The organism is Zafaria cholistanensis (assembly GCF_008580665.1).
GTDB lineage: Bacteria > Actinomycetota > Actinomycetes > Actinomycetales > Micrococcaceae > Zafaria > Zafaria cholistanensis.
Window position 1 is genome coordinate 19,512 of sequence record NZ_BKDJ01000013.1, and the last position, 16,401, is coordinate 35,912.

Genomic DNA, 16,401 nt, shown 5'->3' on the forward strand with positions numbered 1-16,401 from the left:
GGGCGTGGAGAACCGGAGCCGCCACAGCGCGGGCCGTGCAGCGATCCTGGCCAACCCTGTCCGCAACCCGGAAGGCGCATCGGCCAGGACGCGCTCGAAGCGCGCCCTGTTCCTGCTTCTCCTCACGCTGTTCGTCCCCGGCGGCGCCCAAGTGGTGGCCGGCAGCCGCAGGCTGGGCCGCGCGGCCCTGACGGTGACGCTGTGCTGCTGGTTCGCCCTGCTGGCCACCGCGGCCCTCGCCCTGCTCAACCGCGGCCTGCTGATCGACCTGCTCGCCCGTCCCACGGTGCAACTGGTCCTGGCCGTGGTGCTGGGCCTGCTGGCCGTCGGCTGGCTGGTGCTGTTCATCAACACGATCGCGCTGATCCGTCCGCGCCTGCTGGCTCCCGGGATGCAGGCCATCGTCTCCACCGCCACGGTTCTGCTGGTGCTGGCCACCAGCGGCGTCCTCGGCTACGGCACCTACGTTCTGAACACCGGACGCCAGACCATAGAGAACGTGTTTGCCTCCGGGCCCGCCTTCGACCCGGTCGACGGCCGCTACAACTTCCTGGTCATGGGCGGGGACGCCGGCGCGAACCGCGTGGGGCTGCGCCCGGACAGCATGTCGATCTTCAGCGTCGAAGCCACTTCCGGCAAGACTGCCGTGATCTCCCTGCCGCGCAACTTCCAGAACGCCCAGTTCCCGAGCTCCTCCCCGCTCAAGCAGGTGTTCCCGGACGGCTTCAACTGCGGCAACGAATGCATCCTCAACGCCCTCTATCCGACGGTGGAAGCCAACTACGCCCACCTCTACCCGGACGCCGAGAACCCCGGGGCCGAAGCCATGATGGATGCTGCCGAGGGCATCACGGGCCTCAAGATCCAGGCCTACGTGCTGATCGATATGGCCGGTTTCGCGGACTTCATCGATGCGATGGGCGGAGTGACCGTCACCTCCGGCGGCTGGGTGCCCTACAACGGCAAGTACTGGGAAGGCACCAGGGTGCGCACCCACTGGTTTGAACCGGGCCGGCACACCTTCTCCGGCAAGCAGGCCCTGTGGTTCGCCCGTTCGCGCGACTTCACCAGCGACTACCACCGCATCCGCCGCCAGCAGTGCCTGCAGCAGGCCATGATCAACCAGTTCAACCCGCAGACCGTCCTGACCCGGTTCTCCCAGATCATGGGTGCCGGTGAGCAGATCCTCGAAACGGACATCCCGCAGGACCAGCTCGGCAGCTTCGTGAACCTGGCCGGGAAGGCCCGCCAGAGCGCGTTCAAGCGCCTGACCCTGGGCGCCCCGGACTTCGGCACCGCCGCGGAGCGGTTCTCCACCTACCCGGACTTCGACCAAATCCGGGCCCGGGTGAAGACCCTTTTGGCGGAGGCCTCGGCCACCGCCCCAACCAAGGCGGCCGCTCCGTCGAAATCCCCGGGCGGATCCTCGGGGGATTCTTCCGAAAGCCCCTCGGGCGCATCCTCCGCCACCCCGTCCTCCTCCTCCGCGTCCTCCTCCCCTCCAGGGGCGGGGAATGTCGCCAAGGAGGACATCCCCACCACCCAACCGGACGGGTCCCCGATCACCGAGGCCTACCTTGTTCAACTGGAGTTGGCCGGACAGACAGGTTTGATCTCTACGATCGCCTCCAACAACGACGAATGCAGCGCCGACTAGGAGAACCATGTACCGCTTGTCCAACACCGTCCGCGACTACGCCTGGGGATCGACCGATGCCATCGCGGGCCTGCTGGGACGGGTGCCGACCGGCGGCCCGGAGGCGGAACTGTGGATCGGGGCCCACCCCGGGGCCCCGTCGGTGGCCACCGCCGCGGACGGAACCAGTGTTCCGCTGGACAAGCTGATCTCCTCGGCCCCGCTGTCCCTGCTTGGGGCCGAGGCGGCCGGGCGCTTCGGGCGCCTGCCGTTCCTGGCCAAGGTCCTGGCGGCGGCCAAGCCGCTCTCCCTGCAGGTCCACCCCACGCTGGAGCAGGCCCGCGCCGGCTTCGCGGCCGAGGAGGCCGCCGGGGTCGACCCGCAGTCCCCCCGACGCAACTACAAGGACGACAACCACAAGCCGGAGATGCTCTACGCGCTGACGCCCTTCGCGGCCCTGTGCGGGTTCCGCCCCGTGGAGGAGGCCGCGTCCCTGTTCGAGGCCCTGGCGGGCTCCCTGGCAGGAGACACCGGGACAGAGACCGCTGAGACAGAGACCACTGGGACTGGGGAAGCGCTGGCGGCGGCCCGGCACACCGCGGCCCTGCTGCGGGAAGGGGACCGGCGCGCGGCGTTCGCCTTCCTGCTCGAGGCCGGGGACGGGGTCGTGCCGCTGGTGGAGGCGGCTGCGGCGGCGGTGGGGACCGACCCCGCGCTGGCTGCCACCGACCCCGGCCTGGCCGAACTGCCCTCCCTGGCCGGGCACTACCCCGGGGACCCGGGCGTGCTGGTGTCGCTGATGCTCAACCACGTGGTCCTGGCCCCCGGACAGGCGATGTACCTGCCGGCCGGGAACGTGCACGCCTACCTGCGCGGACTGGGCATCGAGGTCATGGCCAGTTCCGATAACGTGCTGCGCGGTGGCCTCACCGGCAAGCACATCGACCTGCCGGAGCTGCTGGCCACGGTCGACTTTACCGGCCTGGGCGTGCCGCTGTGCACGCCCGAGTTCTCGGAGCTGGGCCAGGAGCTCTACCGCCCCCCGTTCTCCGAGTTCCAGCTCCAGCGCGTCGCGGTGCCCTCCCCCGGGCAGGCCGCCGGGAACCTGGCCGGCGGCGACGTGCCGCTGGCCCAGAACGGTCCGCTGGCCCTGGTGTGCGTGGAGGGGGAACTGCTGCTCGATTCCCCCCGCGGGGACCTGCGCGTGGCCCGCGGCGAATCCGTGTTCATCGGCGCCGACGAATCCCCCGTCATCGCCCGCCCCGTGGACGGCCACGGCGCACTCGCCTTCGCTTTCACCGTCGCCTGAGCCCAAATACGCCTGAGCCCGGATACGCCTGAGCCCGGATACGACGGCGGCCGGCGGACTTTCGTCCTCCGGCCGCCGTCGTCGTCTCGGGGCCCTGGGCCCCGGAGCCCTCCCCTAGCGGGTGTAGGCCTCCCACTTGTCGGCCTGGTGCTCGCCCTCGACGAAGCGGATGGTGCCCGACTTCGAGCGCATCACGATCGACTGGGTCAGGACCTTGTCGTTGCGGTAGCGCACGCCGCGCAGCAGGTCTCCATCGGTGATGCCGGTGGCCGCGAAGTAGCAGTTGTCGCTGGTCACCAGGTCGTTGGTGGACAGCACGCGGGAGAGGTCGTGCCCGGCGTCGAGGGCCCGCTGCTTCTCCTCATCGTTGGCGGGCCACAGGCGGCCCTGGATCACGCCGCCCAGGCTCTTGATGGCGCAGGCGGTGACGATGCCCTCCGGGGTTCCGCCGATGCCCATGAGCACGTCCACGCCGGTGCCCTCGCGGGCCGCGGCGATGGCCCCGGCGACGTCGCCGTCCATGATGATCTTGGTGCGGGCGCCGGCATCGCGGATCTCCTGGATCAGCGGCTGGTGGCGCTCGCGGTCCAGGATGGTCACGGTGACCTGGCTGATCTTCTTGCCCTTCGCCTTGGCGATCAGGTGCAGGTTCTGCTTGACCGGCAGGCGCAGGTCCACCAGCTCGGCCGCTTCGGGGCCGGTGACCAGCTTCTCCATGTAGAACACGGCGGAGGGGTCGAACATGGTGCCGCGCTCGGCCACGGCCAGCACGGACAGCGCGTTGTTGATGCCCAGGGCGGTCAGGCGGGTCCCGTCGATCGGGTCGACGGCGACATCGACCTCGGCGCCGTGGCCCTCGCCGACACGCTCGCCGTTGTACAGCATCGGGGCTTCGTCCTTCTCGCCCTCGCCGATGACAACCACGCCGTTCATGGACACGGTGGAGAGCAGGGCGCGCATGGCGTCCACCGCGGCACCATCGGCCGCGTTCTTGTCCCCCATGCCCACCCACGGCGCGGCCGCAATGGCTGCGGCCTCGGTCACGCGGACCAGCTCAAGGGCCAGGTTGCGGTCCGGTTCTGCATCCCCGAGGGAAAGTCGTGGGGACAGGTGGGCGTAGTTCGTGGCTTCTGTCACGTGGCTGCCTCGTCTTCGAGTGGTTGCGGTATCCGGTGGGTCGCTTCGATCATATCCCCGATGGCCAAAGCCGGGCCTGTGACGGCCGATTACCGCGTGCCGCGCCGGGTCCGCAGCGGGGCGCCGGCGGGGGGTGCCGCGGGCGTGGAGAGGGTGTGAAGCGGGTGTGCGGATGCCCTCCGGAATCGGGGACAATGGAGGGGTGAGTGAAGCGCCCAGCACCCCGTCCCAGCAGTCCCCGGCCCCCTCCTCCCCTGCCGGCGGAACCCCCCAGGGCGCCGCCGGGGACCTTCCGGAGGGCCTGGCCGCAAAGCCCGTGCTCACGGCGGCGCAGGCCAAGCGGGCCAACCAGTCGCTCAAGGGCATGATTATCTCCGTGGTGCTGACCCTGCTGGTGGTCCTGCCCGTGATCGCGATGAACCCGGCCAACCGGGAAGGGACGTACCAGCGGGACATCAACGTCTCCGAAGTCGCCGCACAGGCCGCCCAGGCCGCCGACTTCACCCCCGTTGCCCCCGTCATGGCCGAGGGCTGGTATGCGAACTTCGCCCGCTGGACCGGCGCGGGCGCCGACGGCGTGGCCTTTTGGGAGGTCGGCTTCGTGACCGCCCGCGAGGGCTTCATCTGGATGCGGCAAACCGCCGACGCCAACCCGTCATGGATCGCCCAACAAACGGATTTCGCCCCCGCCACCGGCGTGCGCACCGTCGACGGCACCGATTGGGAGCTGCGGGACAAGGCCGGAAACCGCACGCTGCTGCTTGAACGCGGCGGCGTCACCGTGATGCTCACCGGGGAGTCCTCCTTCGAGGACCTGGACGAGGCCGCGCGGGCCGTGATGAAGGCACTTCCCTCCGGCGGCGGCAGGTAGACGGAAACGCTCTCGGTTAGGGTTTTCCCATGACCACTGATCTGACCGCAACACCTTCCCAGCTGACCCCTGCCCAGGCCTGGCGGCGTCTGCGCGAAGGCAATGACCGATTCGTTTCCGGAAACAGCGCCCACCCCAACCAGGACGCCTCCCGCCGCCAGTCACTGGCGGGGCAGCAGAACCCCTTCGCGGTGATCTTCGGCTGTTCGGACTCGCGCCTGGCCGCCGAAATCATCTTCGACGTGGGCCTGGGGGATGTCTTCGTGGTCCGCACCGCCGGGCACGTGATCGACGACGCCGTGCTCGGCTCGCTCGAATACAGCGTCGCGGTGCTGAACGTGCCACTGATCATCGTGCTGGGCCACGACAGCTGCGGCGCGGTGAGCGCCACCGTCGACGCCTTCGAGACCGGAGCGATGCCCCCGGGCTTTATCCGCGACCTGGTCGAACGCATCACCCCCTCAGTCATCACGGCCCACCGCAACGGCGTCCAGGACGTCAACGGCAATGTCGTGGAGCACGTGCAGCAAACCACCCAGCGCCTGGTCGACGCGTCCAAGATCATCTCGGCAGCGGTCGACGGCGGCCGCACCGCCGTCATCGGAGCCACCTACCGGCTGGCCGAGGGCAAGGCCGAGATGGTCTCCGGCTTCGGGGCCCTGTAGCTTCGGACCGCCGTGCGCCCGGCCGGGGCGGGCTGTTCCCGGCCGGGCGCTCCGGCGTACGGTGAAGCCATGGATTCCTCTGCCTCCTTCCGCATCGAACATGACACCATGGGCGAGGTCCGGGTTCCGGCCGATGCCCTCTACCGTGCCCAGACCCAGCGCGCCGTGGAAAATTTCCCCATTTCCGGCAAGACCCTCGAACGCAAGCACATTGAGGCCCTCGCCCGGGTGAAGAAAGCCGCCGCCCGGGCCAACAGGGACCTGGGCGTCCTGGACGCCGAGGTGGCCGAAGCGGTCGCCGCGGCGGCGGACCGCGTGGCGGACGGGGAGTTTGACGCGCACTTTCCCATCGACGTGTTCCAGACCGGCTCGGGAACCTCCTCCAACATGAACATGAACGAGGTGCTCGCCGAACTGGCCACACGCGCGCTCAAGGCTGCCGGCAGCACCACCACGGTCCACCCCAACGACCACGTCAACGCCTCCCAGTCCTCGAACGACGTCTTCCCGACCTCCGTGCACGTCGCGGCGACCTCCGCGCTGGTCAACGACCTCATCCCGGCGCTGGACCACTTGGCCGCGGCGCTGGAACGCAAGTCCGGGGAGTTCCGGGACGTCGTCAAGTCGGGGCGCACGCACCTGATGGATGCGACTCCGGTGACGCTGGGCCAGGAGTTCGGCGGCTACGCGGCGCAGGTCCGCTACGGCATCGAACGCATCGACGCCTCCCTGCCGCGCGTGGCCGAGGTCCCGTTGGGCGGCACCGCGGTGGGCACCGGGATCAACACCCCCGCGGGGTTCCCCCAGCGCGTCATCGCGCTGCTCGCCGAGGACACCGCCCTGCCGCTGACGGAGGCGCGCAACCACTTCGAGGCGCAGGCCAACCGCGACGGGCTGGTCGAGGTGTCCGGGCAGCTGCGCACCATCGCGTATTCGATCATGAAGATCTGCAACGACTTGCGCTGGATGGGTTCCGGCCCCAACACCGGCCTGGGCGAGATCGCCATCCCGGACCTGCAGCCGGGATCCTCGATCATGCCGGGCAAGGTCAATCCGGTGATCTGCGAAGCCGCCATCATGGTTGCCGCCCAAGTGGTCGGCAACGATGCCACGATCGCGCTGTCCTCGACCAACGGAGCCTTCGAACTGAACGTGGGCATCCCCGTCATGGCGGCCAACCTGCTGGAGTCCATCCGGCTGCTGGCCAACACCTCGCGCGTGATGGCGGACAAGATGGTGGACGGGATCACCGCCAACGTGGAGCGGGCCCGCTTCCTGGCCGAGGCCTCGCCCTCGATCGTGACCCCGCTGAACAAGTACATCGGCTACGAGAACGCGGCCAAGATCGCCAAGAAGGCGGTGGCCGAGGGGATGACGGTGCGGGAGGCGACCGTGGCCCTCGGCTTCGTCGAGCGCGGCGAACTGACCGTGGAACAGCTCGACGCGGCGCTGGACGTCACCACCATGACCTCCCCCTCCGGCCGGTAGCCGGGCGAAGGGCGGCTAGGCCAGGAACTTCGGTGCCGGGTCCGGATCAAGCGCCCAGGCCAGGGCCCTGCGGTGGTGGGGCGGGAGGTCGGGCAGGTCCTCCAGCGGGAACCAGCGCACGTCGGTGTTTTCGTCGTCGTTCACCCGGGCCTGCCCGGCCACGTATTCGAGGCCGAACACCACGTCCAGGTACTGGGCCCGGTCGCCGTTAGGGTAGGCCACCGGATCCGTGGTGCCCACCCCGGCCAGCCGCACCACGCGGGCGCTGACCCCCGTCTCCTCGAGCACCTCACGCACGCAGCCCCGGGCGGGTTCCTCGCCCGGTTCCAGGATGCCGGCCGGCAGCGTCCACCGGCCGTTGTCCGCCCGGCGGACCAGCAGCACCTCGCCGGGGCCGCCGCCCTCGCCGCCGCCCGCCCCGCTGCCCGCTGGGGAGGAGCCGCACGGGCGCAGCACCACGGCCTTGACCCCGGGCAGCCAGAGCGGGTCGGTGCCGATTTTGGCGCGCAGCGCCAGGACGAAGTCCGGGACCGGCATCAGCCCGCCACCACCAGGGCAGCCGCCGCCCCGGCCACCATGAAGGGTCCGAACGCGATCGCGGACTTGCGGGTGGCCCGGCGGGCCAGGATCATCGCGGTCCCAAACAGCCCGCCCAGCACGAACGTCACCAGGGTGGCCAGCAGCAGGTGTTCCCAAGTCAAAAAGCCCAGGTACATCCCCAGGATCCCGGCCAGCTTAACGTCCCCCATCCCCATCCCGCCCGGCTGCACCAGGTGCAGGAGCAGGTAGAAGGCAAACAGGGCGATCCCCGCCAGGGCCAGCCGCAGCAGGGCGCCCCAGTCCGCGGAGAGCGCCGCCGCCGCCCCCAGCAGCACCAGCGTGGCCGGGTACCAGGGGAAAATGATCCGGTTGGGCAGCAGGCGGGTGCGCGCATCGATCCAGGCCAGCCTGGCCCCGTTGACCACGAACAGCAGCAGGGCCAGGACCAGGGGCACGACGGCGGCCGGGTGGTCTGTGCGGAGGGCGCCGAGGGCGTCGATCATGGCCCCACGCTACCCCAGTGCCCCGCGGCCTCCGGCGCGGCACGCCCTGCCCTGCCCTACACTGTGGGCATGGCGAACCCTGCCACCCCGCAGCCGCACCCCGAGCCCTCCCCCGACCGGCGCCCCTTCCCGGACCCGCGGATCCCCCCGGAGCGGACGGCCGCGTTCCGCCGCCTCTGCCGGTCCTCGCCCTGGCGGTGGAGCACCCTGCGCTTCGAGGTCGCCTGGTTCGGGCCCGGCGTCCCGTCCGGGACGCGGAACCGGGATGCCGGCCCGGGTTCGGCCGCGGAGTCCGTCTGGGTGCGGGCGTGGCTGCGCAGGCCGGACGCGCTGCGGGTGGAGACACCGGACGGGCACCTGCTGCACAGCACCACGGGCATCCACGCCTCGCGCGGCCTTTTCTACGCGGCAGGCACGCGCGCCTCGTGGATGCTCCCGCCGCAGCTGACCACGCCGGTCTACGACGACGACGGGCTGGTCCGGCGCCGTCCGGAGGCAGCCTACGGGGATCCCTCCTTCGGCGATCCGCGCTGGGCCGCGGTGCTGGACCCGGTGGAGCTGGGCGGCGCCGAACCGGCCCCTGCGGAACTGCCCTTCTCCCATCCCGTGCGGGTGCTGGCCCTGGAGGAGGCCACCCATGCGGGCCGTGCCGTGCTGGAGGCGGTGCTCACCCCCAACCGGACCTACCGGGCCGCGGTCGCGGGCCACCCGCTGCTCGGCCCCGGACGCACCCGGGTGCGCATCGACGCGGTAACGGCGGTGTGCGTTTCCACCGAGGTCCTCGACGGCCCCGGCGCGGGCAGCGGCCACGACCTGCGCATCCTCGGGGTGGACGAGTACATGCTGGACGACCTCTTCGTGGAACACCCGGCCAACCTCACCGACGTGCGCCGCCACGTCCCCTGGGTGGTCGGCCACGGCCCCCAGCCCCTGTAGCCCCAGCCCTGCATCCTCCAGCCCCCTGTAGCCCGCTGATCGGGGCGGGGCACCCGCGCACGGCGCCGGCGGGTGGTGCCTGCCGGCGTCGTGCGCGGCCCTTCCGGGGCGCCTGGAACTTTTCGGGCTCCTAGAAGAGGTTGTCCTCGAGCATGTCGGTGACCAGGGCCGCGATCGGGGACCGCTCGGAGCGCGTCAGCGTGATGTGCCCGAACAGCTGGTGCCCCTTGAGCTTCTCCACCACGGCGGCGATCCCGTCGTGGCGGCCCACGCGCAGGTTGTCGCGCTGGGCCACGTCGTGGGTGAGCACGATCCTGGAATTCTGCCCGATGCGGCTCATCACCGTCAGCAGGACGTTCTTCTCCAGGGACTGCGCCTCGTCCACGATCACGAACGCATCATGCAGGGACCGGCCGCGGATGTGGGTCAGCGGAAGGACTTCGAGCATGCCCCGGTCGATGACTTCCTCCATGACGTTCTCGGACACCAGCGCCCCGAGGGTGTCGAAGATGGCCTGCGCCCAGGGATTCATCTTCTCGTCGGAAGTGCCGGGCAGGTAGCCAAGCTCCTGCCCGCCCACCGCGTAGAGCGGACGGAAGACCACGACCTTGCGGTGCTCCCGGCGCTCCATGACGGCCTCAAGCCCGGCGCACAGGGCCAGGGCGGACTTTCCGGTGCCGGCGCGCCCGCCCAGCGAGACGATCCCCACCTCCCGGTCGGCCAGCAGGTCGATCGCCAGCCGCTGCTCCGCGGAGCGCCCGTGCAGGCCGAACACGTCCCGGTCGCCGCGGACCAGCCGCACCAGCCCGTCGGCGCCCACCCGGCCCAGCGCGGAGCCGCGGCTGGAAAGGACCACCAGGCCGGTATTCACGGGTTCGTCCGCCGCCGCGGCGATGGCCACCGGCTCGTTGTTGTAGAGCGCGGCGACGTCCTCGTCGGGGACCACGACCTCCGCGACCCCGGTCCAGCCGGAGTCCTTGACGAGTTCGTTGCGGTACTCGTCCGCCTGCAGCCCCATCGCGGAGGCCTTGACCCGCATCGGCAGGTCCTTGGAGACCACCGTGACGTCGCGCCCCTCGTCGCTGAAGTTTTTCGCCACGGCGAGGATGCGCGCATCGTTGTCGGTGCCGCGGAAGCCGACCGGCAGCACGTCGGTGGAGACGTGGTTGAGCTCGATCCGCAGCGAACCCCCGCCGTCCAGCGGCAGCGGCTTGTCGAGCCCGCCGTGCTCGACGCGGAGCTGGTCGAGCAGGCGCAGCGCGGTGCGGGCGAAAAACCCCACCTCCGGGTCCTGGCGTTTCTTCTCCAGCTCGGAGATCACCACGATCGGCACGATCACTTCATGCTCGGCAAAGCGAAGGACGGCGCGCGGGTCGGCGATCAGCACGGAGGTGTCGAGGACGTACGACTTCTCGCCCACGCTCAGCCGTTCGGAGGTGGCCCCAGCCACCGCCGCGTCCGCATCGTTCCGGATCGCAGGCGCCGTGCGGGCCGCGGACGGTGCGGCTTGGGCGCTGCGGGATGCGGTTTGGGTCTTTGCTGCCACGATGTCTCCCAACCAGGGCCGGAACCCTAGATCTGTCTCGGTGCGGGATGCGGGCCGGCCGCGGGGCCGGTCCGGCCCCTTCCGAGCGAGAGAATCATCCCCACTGGCGGCCTTTCCGATCGGTGCGGCACGGTGCCGACCGATAAGCCCAAATTACGCCCGCCAAGCCCCTTCGGAGGTCACGGAACGGTTAATTCCTCGTGAACGGACCTGCCTCCCTCGCCGCTGCGGGATAGGCTCTCTGACAAGGCGGTACGCCACTGGATGGCGCCCTGCGCCAGCCCGGCGCGCGGCGGCGCCCCCGCCGGTTCTCCGTGCCGTAACCGTTACCGCCGCTAGGAACCGAAGCGGCGCTGGCGGTTCTCGAAGTCGCGCAGGGCGCGGAGAAAGTCGATCTTGCGGAAGTCGGGCCAGAGCGCCTCGCAGAAGTAGAACTCGCTGTAGGCGCTCTGCCACGTCAGGAAGCCGGAGAGCCGCTGCTCGCCGGAGGTCCGGATGAGCAGGTCCGGGTCCGGCTGGCCCCGGGTGTAGAGGTAGCGGGAAATCTGGTCCGCATCGAGGGTGTCGGCCACCTGGGCCGCGGTCATCCCGCGCGCATCGGCGTCACGGAGCAGTTCCTTGACCGCGTCGACGATTTCGCGCCTGCCCCCGTAGCCCACGGCAACGTTCACGTGCAGCCCGGTGGCGCTCCTGGTCGACCCGGCCAGCCGGTCGAGCTTGGCGGAAAGGTAGTCCGGCAGCAGCTCGAGCGCCCCCACCGGCTGCACCCGCAGGTTCCCCGATTCGGCCAGCCGGTCCAGCATGTTGGCGATGATGCCCATCAGCTGCTCCAGCTCGTCGCTGGAGCGGCTCATGTTGTCGGTGGAGAGCATGTAGAGGGTGACGACCTCGATCTTCAGCTCGGCGCACCAGCCCAGGAACTCGACGATCTTGTCCGCCCCCACCTGGTGGCCGTGCGCCGTGGGGGCACCGGCGAGCTTGGCCCACCGGCGGTTGCCGTCCACCACGACGCCGATATGCCGCGGCAGCTTGCCCGCCGACAGTTCCCGCACCATCTTCCGCGCGTATATCCGGTATGCGAACGCCGGAAGCTCCACCGCACCCTCCTCGCGTTGAGCGCGGGCCCTGGCGCCCGCACCCCCAACGCTACCGGTTCCGGGCCCAGGGGACGGGAACGGCGGGGCCGGATGCCCCGCCGTTCCCGCCCGCGCCGGCCGCGGCGCGGCCCCGGCCGGAAGGTTACCTTCGCGCAGGCTAGAATTTCGCCATGGCCGCAATGCCCACCGAGCGGGTCCGCTCCCCCGAAACCAGGCCGCGGCTGCGGGGCTGGATCCATGCAGCGACGGCGCCGCTTGCGCTGGCAGCGGGCATTGTCCTGGTGGTGCTGGCGCCCACGCCCGGCGGGAAGCTGGTCTCCGCGGTGTACGCGCTGACCGGTCTGCTGCTGTTCACCGTGAGCGCGGTCTACCACCGCGGCAACTGGACGCCCCGGGTGCGGCTGGCCCTGAAGCGCCTGGACCACACCAACATCATGCTGGTGATCGCCGGCTCCTACACGCCGCTGGCCTGGGCCCTGCTGCCAGCGGACAAGGCGGCCCTGCTGCTGTCCCTGGTCTGGTCCGGCGCGGTGCTCGGCGTACTGTTCCGCGTCCTGTGGACACACGCGCCGCGCTGGCTCTACGTCCCGGTCTATATCGCCCTGGGCCTGGGCGCCCTCCTCTTCATCGGCGACTTCTTCGCGGCCAGCGTGGCGGCGGCCGTGCTCGTCTGCGCCGGGGGAGCGTTCTACATCGCCGGCGCGGTCTTCTACGCGCTCCAGCGGCCCAACATCCACGTGGACTGGTTCGGATTCCACGAGCTGTTCCACGCGTTCACCGTGGCCGGATTCGCCTGCCACTTCATCGCGATCATGATTGCGGTCCTCGGGGTCCGCTGATCCCTCCCGGCGGCCTTCTGCGCGGTGCAAATCTGCACGGAACGGACCTGCACCGAACGGACCGGCACCGAACGGACCTGCAGCGAACGGACCTGCAGCGAACGGCGCGCCTTCCCGGACCCGGCCCGTGACCGGCTCAGGTGCCGGCCGCGGCCAGGGCCGCTTCCAGTTCCCCGGCGGAGCCGAACGGGGACGCGCACACGCCGCCCCGGCACAGGTAGACGCGCAGGCTTCCGTCCGGGGCGGCCGGCCACCCGTCCGGCGGCGGGAGCACCGCTCCGGCCAGCAGCCCGGCCCGCCGGCAACGCTCGCGTTCCTCCGCGTCCCCCCCGACGGCGACCACTTCCGTCCCGGTGCCGTAGCGCAGCCTCAGGGCCACGGCCAGCGCCGTTCCGGTGGCGCCGGGCGCCCGCGGACCGACCCGTTGGGCGAACCGGACCAGGTCGGCAGCCATGCGTCCGCGGGCGGCGGCCCGCCGGAAGCGGTCCGCTTCGTCCGTGTTCCCCGCGGCGGCTTCCGCTTCGGCCGGTTCCCCCTGGACCGCCTCCCCGCCCTCCGGAAGTCCGCCCCCGCCCCCGTTCCCGAGGACGGGGGCGGACTCCAGGCCGGCCTGCTCCAGCAGGGCAGCGGCCAGCAGCCCGACTCCACCGGGAACCACGCCATCAAACGGTTCCACCGGGACCCGGCCGCCCCGGGCGGTGGCCAAAAGCGGGTCGTCCCCGGTGGTGTCCCGGGGCTGTCCGTCCGGCAGGAACAACCGTTCGGCGGCCCCAAGCACCTCCCCGGCCCGCCGGATCCACTCCGGCCCGCCGGTCGCGGCGGCAACGGCCTGGAAGCCCAGTGCCACAGCGGCATAGTCCTCCAGCATTCCCGCGCCCGAGGCCCGGCCGTCGTAGGAGACCCGGGCCAGCCGTCCCGCCGGTGCGCCCTCCCCGCCGGGCCCGGCTGCGGCCGCGCCGGTTCCGGCCCAATGCACCCGCCAGAGGTACCCGGCGACGTCCCGGGCCAGGCGCACCATTCCCGGCTCTCCCAGCAGCAGGCCCGCCTGCGCCAGCGCCTGCACGGCCAGGCCGTTCCACGCGGCGACCACCTTCGCGTCCCGGCCCGGCTGGGGCCGGGCCGCCCGGATCCGCTCCAGCCGGGGGCGCGCCCGGTCCCAGGCGCGCCATTGCTCCCCGGTGGGCAGGCGGGCGAAGGCCAGCGTTTGCGGGAGGTCACCGCCCAACCCGCCGGTGCCGCCCGGTCCCCCCGCCCCGCCGGGGCCTTCCACCGGCTCCCCGTCCAGGATCGGCTCCAGCAGCGGGTACTCGTCCGGGATCGCCGCAGCCAGTTCGGCCCGGGTGAACAGGTAGGTGCCGCCCTCGACGTGGCGCCCGTCGGCCATCACCGTGTCGGCATCCAGCGAGGAGGCCAGCCCGGGCCCGTCAACCACCATGCTGCCCGCCAGCCATGCGGCGGTCCCCTGGGCCACGCGCCGGCCCAGGGCGCGGTGGGCCGGCGCTTCCGCCTGCACTGCCCAGCGGGCATAATGGCGCAGCAGTTGGGCATTGTCGTAGAGCATTTTCTCGAAGTGAGGAACCCGCCAGCGCGCATCCACGCAATAGCGGGCAAATCCGCCGCCCACCTGGTCGTACAGGGCGGACAGCGCCATGGCTTCCAGCGTGCGGTCCGCCAGCGCGGCCGCCTGGGCGGCCGTTTCCGTCCCGGAGGCGGCGCACTGGAGCAGGAAGTCCAGCGCGGAGGACGGCGGGAACTTCGGCGCCGGGGAAAACCCGCCGTCCGCGGACTCGCTGCGCGCCAGCGCCGCGACGGCCGCCGCCACCGCCGCATCTGACACCGGCCCGGCGGCGGTTGCGGCGCCCTCGTCGGGGAGGGCCAGCAGCCCGCGCTGGGCATCGGTGACGGAGCCGATGTGCTCGGCCAGCGCCCCGGCATGCCGCAGCAGCTCCTCCCGCCGCTGCGTCCAGGTTTCGACGACGGCCTCCAGGACCTGCCGGAAGGCCGGCACGCCGGGACGCGGAAAGGGCGGGTAGTAGGTGCCGGCGTGGATGGTCCGCCCGTCAGGCAGGGCAAAGACGCTCATGGGCCATCCGCCCTGGCCGGTGAGGGTCTGGGTGGCGGCCATGTACACGGCGTCGACGTCGGGACGCTCCTCGCGGTCCACCTTCACGGGGACGAAGTGGGCGTTCAAATATGCGGCGACGTCCGGGTCATCGAAGGACTCGGCGGCCATGACGTGGCACCAGTGGCATGCCGCGTAGCCAATGGAGAGGAAGACGGGGACGTCGCGCTCCGCGGCCGCGGCGAAGGCTTCGGGCCCGAAGGGCCACCAGTCGACCGGCTGGTGGGCGTGCTGGCGCAGGTAGGCGGACGCGGCGTGGGCGATGCGGTCGGCCATGGGTGCTCCTTGTCTCGGAGGCGGCGTCCCGGAGAAGACGCCTCGGGTACGGCGCCTCCAGTGCAGCACATCGGGCAGGGCAAGGATAGGGCCCGTCCGGACAAGGACGCGGGCAGGGGTGTGGGTACGTGCCCGCAGCCGGCTAGCCGGCGGCGCCGCCGCCGTTCGTTTCGCCGGGGCCTTCCCTGCCGGCCCCCTTGGTGCCGGGGCCCTCCGTGCGGGGACCCTCCGTGCCGGTGCCGGTGCCGGTGCGCGGCGCGGGAGCGTCGTCGTCGGGCTGGAGGGCACGGCCGCGTTCGACCATGTCCTGCTGGCGCTGCTCGGTCTCGCTCATGTAGCGCACGCGGCGGATGCGGCGCTGCATGTCGCGCACCAGCAGGATCACACCGATCGCCAGGAACGCCGTGAACACGAACCCCACGAACCCGGGGCCGATTTCGCGTGCGCCATCTTCGGTTTGGGTCACGGTGGTGGCGATCAGGTGCAGCAGGTTCACTTCGGAAGGCTCTTTCTACTGGTCCGCCGGCGGCGCCGGCACCCCTCTATCTTAGCCCGGCGAACAGGTCGGTCTCCGGGAGGGAGGTTTCCACGGCCGACTCCACCAGCGTGTACTCCTCCCACGGCCAATGCCGTGCGGCGAGCTCGGTAGGGACCTTGAAGAAAAAGCCCTCCGGGTCGATCTGGGTCCGGTGGGCCAGCAGGGCCCGGTCCCGGTACCCGAAGAATTCCGCGCATTCGATCCGCGTGGTGGTTTCATGGCGGCTGGCCCAGCCGAACATCCCGCCCTCCGGGTGTTCCTCCCAGGCCCGGACACGCTCCGCGTAGGGCGATTCGAGTCCGGCCTCCAGCATCGCGTAGTGCAGCGCCCGGAAGCGCTCCGGGTTGAAGGCGCGGTCGTAGTACAGCTTCTGCGGAGCCCAGGCCGGGCCGGCCCCGGGGTAGCGTTCCGCATCCCCCGCGGCGGCGAACGCCTCCACTGCGACCCGGTGCGCCTGGATGTGGTCCGGGTGCGGGTAGCCCCCGTTCTCGTCGTAGGAGATGAGCACGTGCGGGCGGAACTCCCGCACCAGCCTCACCAGCGGCTCGGCGGCGCGCTGGAGCGGCTGGGCGGCGAAGCAGCCGTAGGGCAGGGGCGGCAGCGGCTCTCCCTCCGGCAGGCCGGAGTCCATGAAGCCGAGCCAGCGGTGCTGGATCCCGAGGATCTGCGCGGCCTCGGCCATCTCCTCCCGGCGCAGCCCCGCGAGGTCACGGTGGGCCCGGGCCAGCGACCCGACGGCGGCGTTGAGGATGTCCCCGCGTTCGCCTCCGGTGCAGGTGGCCACCATCACCTCGGCCCCGGCGTGCACATACGCGGCCATCATCGCGGCACCCTTGCTGGACTCGTCGTCCGGGTGCGCATGGACGGCCATCAGGCGCAGGCCGCCGGACGGCGGGAC

16 protein-coding genes are annotated in these 16,401 nt (G+C 71.4%); 8 read left to right on the forward strand and 8 right to left on the reverse strand.

Going from position 1 to position 16,401, the window contains the following annotated elements; translation table 11 throughout:
* The first annotated feature begins 4 nt into the window (after positions 1–4).
* Both NCCP_RS11605 and manA read left to right on the forward strand, forming a co-directional pair.
* Positions 5–1,657 carry an LCP family protein gene (locus tag NCCP_RS11605; protein ID WP_149957457.1) on the forward strand — a complete coding sequence of 551 codons (1,653 nt, stop codon included), beginning with the start codon at positions 5–7 and terminating at the stop codon, positions 1,655–1,657.
* A gap of 7 nt (positions 1,658–1,664) precedes the next feature.
* A complete protein-coding gene (gene manA, locus NCCP_RS11610; protein ID WP_149957458.1) occupies positions 1,665–2,945 on the forward strand; it encodes a mannose-6-phosphate isomerase, class I in 1,281 nt (426 codons plus the stop codon).
* A gap of 114 nt (positions 2,946–3,059) precedes the next feature.
* Here the strand turns inward: manA and glpX are convergent, their stop codons facing one another.
* Positions 3,060–4,082 carry a class II fructose-bisphosphatase gene (gene glpX / locus NCCP_RS11615; protein WP_149957459.1) on the reverse strand — a complete coding sequence of 341 codons (1,023 nt, stop codon included), beginning with the start codon at positions 4,080–4,082 and terminating at the stop codon, positions 3,060–3,062.
* A 202-nt stretch (positions 4,083–4,284) separates the two neighbouring features.
* On the opposite strand from glpX, the gene NCCP_RS11620 reads away from it, so the two are divergent.
* The 3 genes from NCCP_RS11620 to NCCP_RS11630 all read left to right on the forward strand — a co-directional run bounded on the left by NCCP_RS11620 (position 4,285) and on the right by NCCP_RS11630 (position 7,106).
* Positions 4,285–4,953: a DUF4245 domain-containing protein gene (locus tag NCCP_RS11620; RefSeq protein WP_172627382.1), complete on the forward strand. Its 669-nt coding sequence runs from the start codon at positions 4,285–4,287 to the stop codon at positions 4,951–4,953.
* A 29-nt stretch (positions 4,954–4,982) separates the two neighbouring features.
* The gene (locus tag NCCP_RS11625) at positions 4,983–5,618 is read left to right on the forward strand and encodes a carbonic anhydrase (RefSeq protein WP_149957461.1); all 636 of its coding nucleotides are present in this window, start codon (positions 4,983–4,985) and stop codon (positions 5,616–5,618) included.
* 69 nt (positions 5,619–5,687) lie between these two features.
* Positions 5,688–7,106 (forward strand): class II fumarate hydratase, encoded by a 1,419-nt coding sequence (locus NCCP_RS11630; RefSeq protein WP_149957462.1) that lies wholly within the window; start codon positions 5,688–5,690, stop codon positions 7,104–7,106.
* A 15-nt stretch (positions 7,107–7,121) separates the two neighbouring features.
* Here the strand turns inward: NCCP_RS11630 and NCCP_RS11635 are convergent, their stop codons facing one another.
* Complete coding sequence (locus NCCP_RS11635; RefSeq protein WP_149957463.1) at positions 7,122–7,643, reverse strand: NUDIX hydrolase; 522 nt, start codon at positions 7,641–7,643, stop codon at positions 7,122–7,124.
* Positions 7,643–8,149: a prepilin peptidase gene (locus NCCP_RS11640; RefSeq protein WP_149957464.1), complete on the reverse strand. Its 507-nt coding sequence runs from the start codon at positions 8,147–8,149 to the stop codon at positions 7,643–7,645. The genes NCCP_RS11635 and NCCP_RS11640 overlap by 1 nt, the downstream gene beginning before the upstream one ends.
* Before the next feature lie 69 nt (positions 8,150–8,218).
* Between NCCP_RS11640 and NCCP_RS11645 the strand changes: the two genes are divergently transcribed.
* Positions 8,219–9,085: a hypothetical protein gene (locus NCCP_RS11645; RefSeq protein ID WP_225873809.1), complete on the forward strand. Its 867-nt coding sequence runs from the start codon at positions 8,219–8,221 to the stop codon at positions 9,083–9,085.
* Between the two features lie 130 nt (positions 9,086–9,215).
* Here the strand turns inward: NCCP_RS11645 and NCCP_RS11650 are convergent, their stop codons facing one another.
* Both NCCP_RS11650 and NCCP_RS11655 read right to left on the reverse strand, forming a co-directional pair.
* Complete coding sequence (locus NCCP_RS11650) at positions 9,216–10,535, reverse strand: RNA 5'-3' helicase PhoH2 (protein WP_225873815.1); 1,320 nt, start codon at positions 10,533–10,535, stop codon at positions 9,216–9,218.
* Positions 10,536–10,966: 431 nt separating this feature from the next.
* Positions 10,967–11,728, reverse strand: a complete 762-nt coding sequence (locus tag NCCP_RS11655) for an isoprenyl transferase (RefSeq protein ID WP_149957465.1) — start codon at positions 11,726–11,728, stop codon at positions 10,967–10,969.
* A gap of 170 nt (positions 11,729–11,898) precedes the next feature.
* Here NCCP_RS11655 and trhA point away from each other — a divergent pair, with 170 nt between their 5' ends.
* The gene (gene trhA / locus NCCP_RS11660; RefSeq protein WP_172627383.1) at positions 11,899–12,567 is read left to right on the forward strand and encodes a PAQR family membrane homeostasis protein TrhA; all 669 of its coding nucleotides are present in this window, start codon (positions 11,899–11,901) and stop codon (positions 12,565–12,567) included.
* Positions 12,568–12,584: 17 nt separating this feature from the next.
* Complete coding sequence (locus NCCP_RS15600) at positions 12,585–12,698, forward strand: pentapeptide repeat-containing protein (RefSeq protein ID WP_414727726.1); 114 nt, start codon at positions 12,585–12,587, stop codon at positions 12,696–12,698.
* A 5-nt stretch (positions 12,699–12,703) separates the two neighbouring features.
* On the opposite strand, the gene NCCP_RS11670 is transcribed toward NCCP_RS15600, so the two are convergent.
* The 3 genes from NCCP_RS11670 to mca all read right to left on the reverse strand — a co-directional run bounded on the left by NCCP_RS11670 (position 12,704) and on the right by mca (position 16,374).
* On the reverse strand, positions 12,704–14,965 hold the full coding sequence (locus tag NCCP_RS11670) for a thioredoxin domain-containing protein (RefSeq protein WP_149957466.1): 2,262 nt from the start codon (positions 14,963–14,965) through the stop codon (positions 12,704–12,706).
* A gap of 142 nt (positions 14,966–15,107) precedes the next feature.
* Entirely contained in the window at positions 15,108–15,461 is a 354-nt protein-coding gene (locus NCCP_RS11675) for a hypothetical protein (RefSeq protein WP_149957467.1), read from the reverse strand.
* 46 nt (positions 15,462–15,507) lie between these two features.
* Complete coding sequence (gene mca, locus NCCP_RS11680; RefSeq protein ID WP_149957517.1) at positions 15,508–16,374, reverse strand: mycothiol conjugate amidase Mca; 867 nt, start codon at positions 16,372–16,374, stop codon at positions 15,508–15,510.
* Positions 16,375–16,401 lie beyond the last annotated feature (27 nt).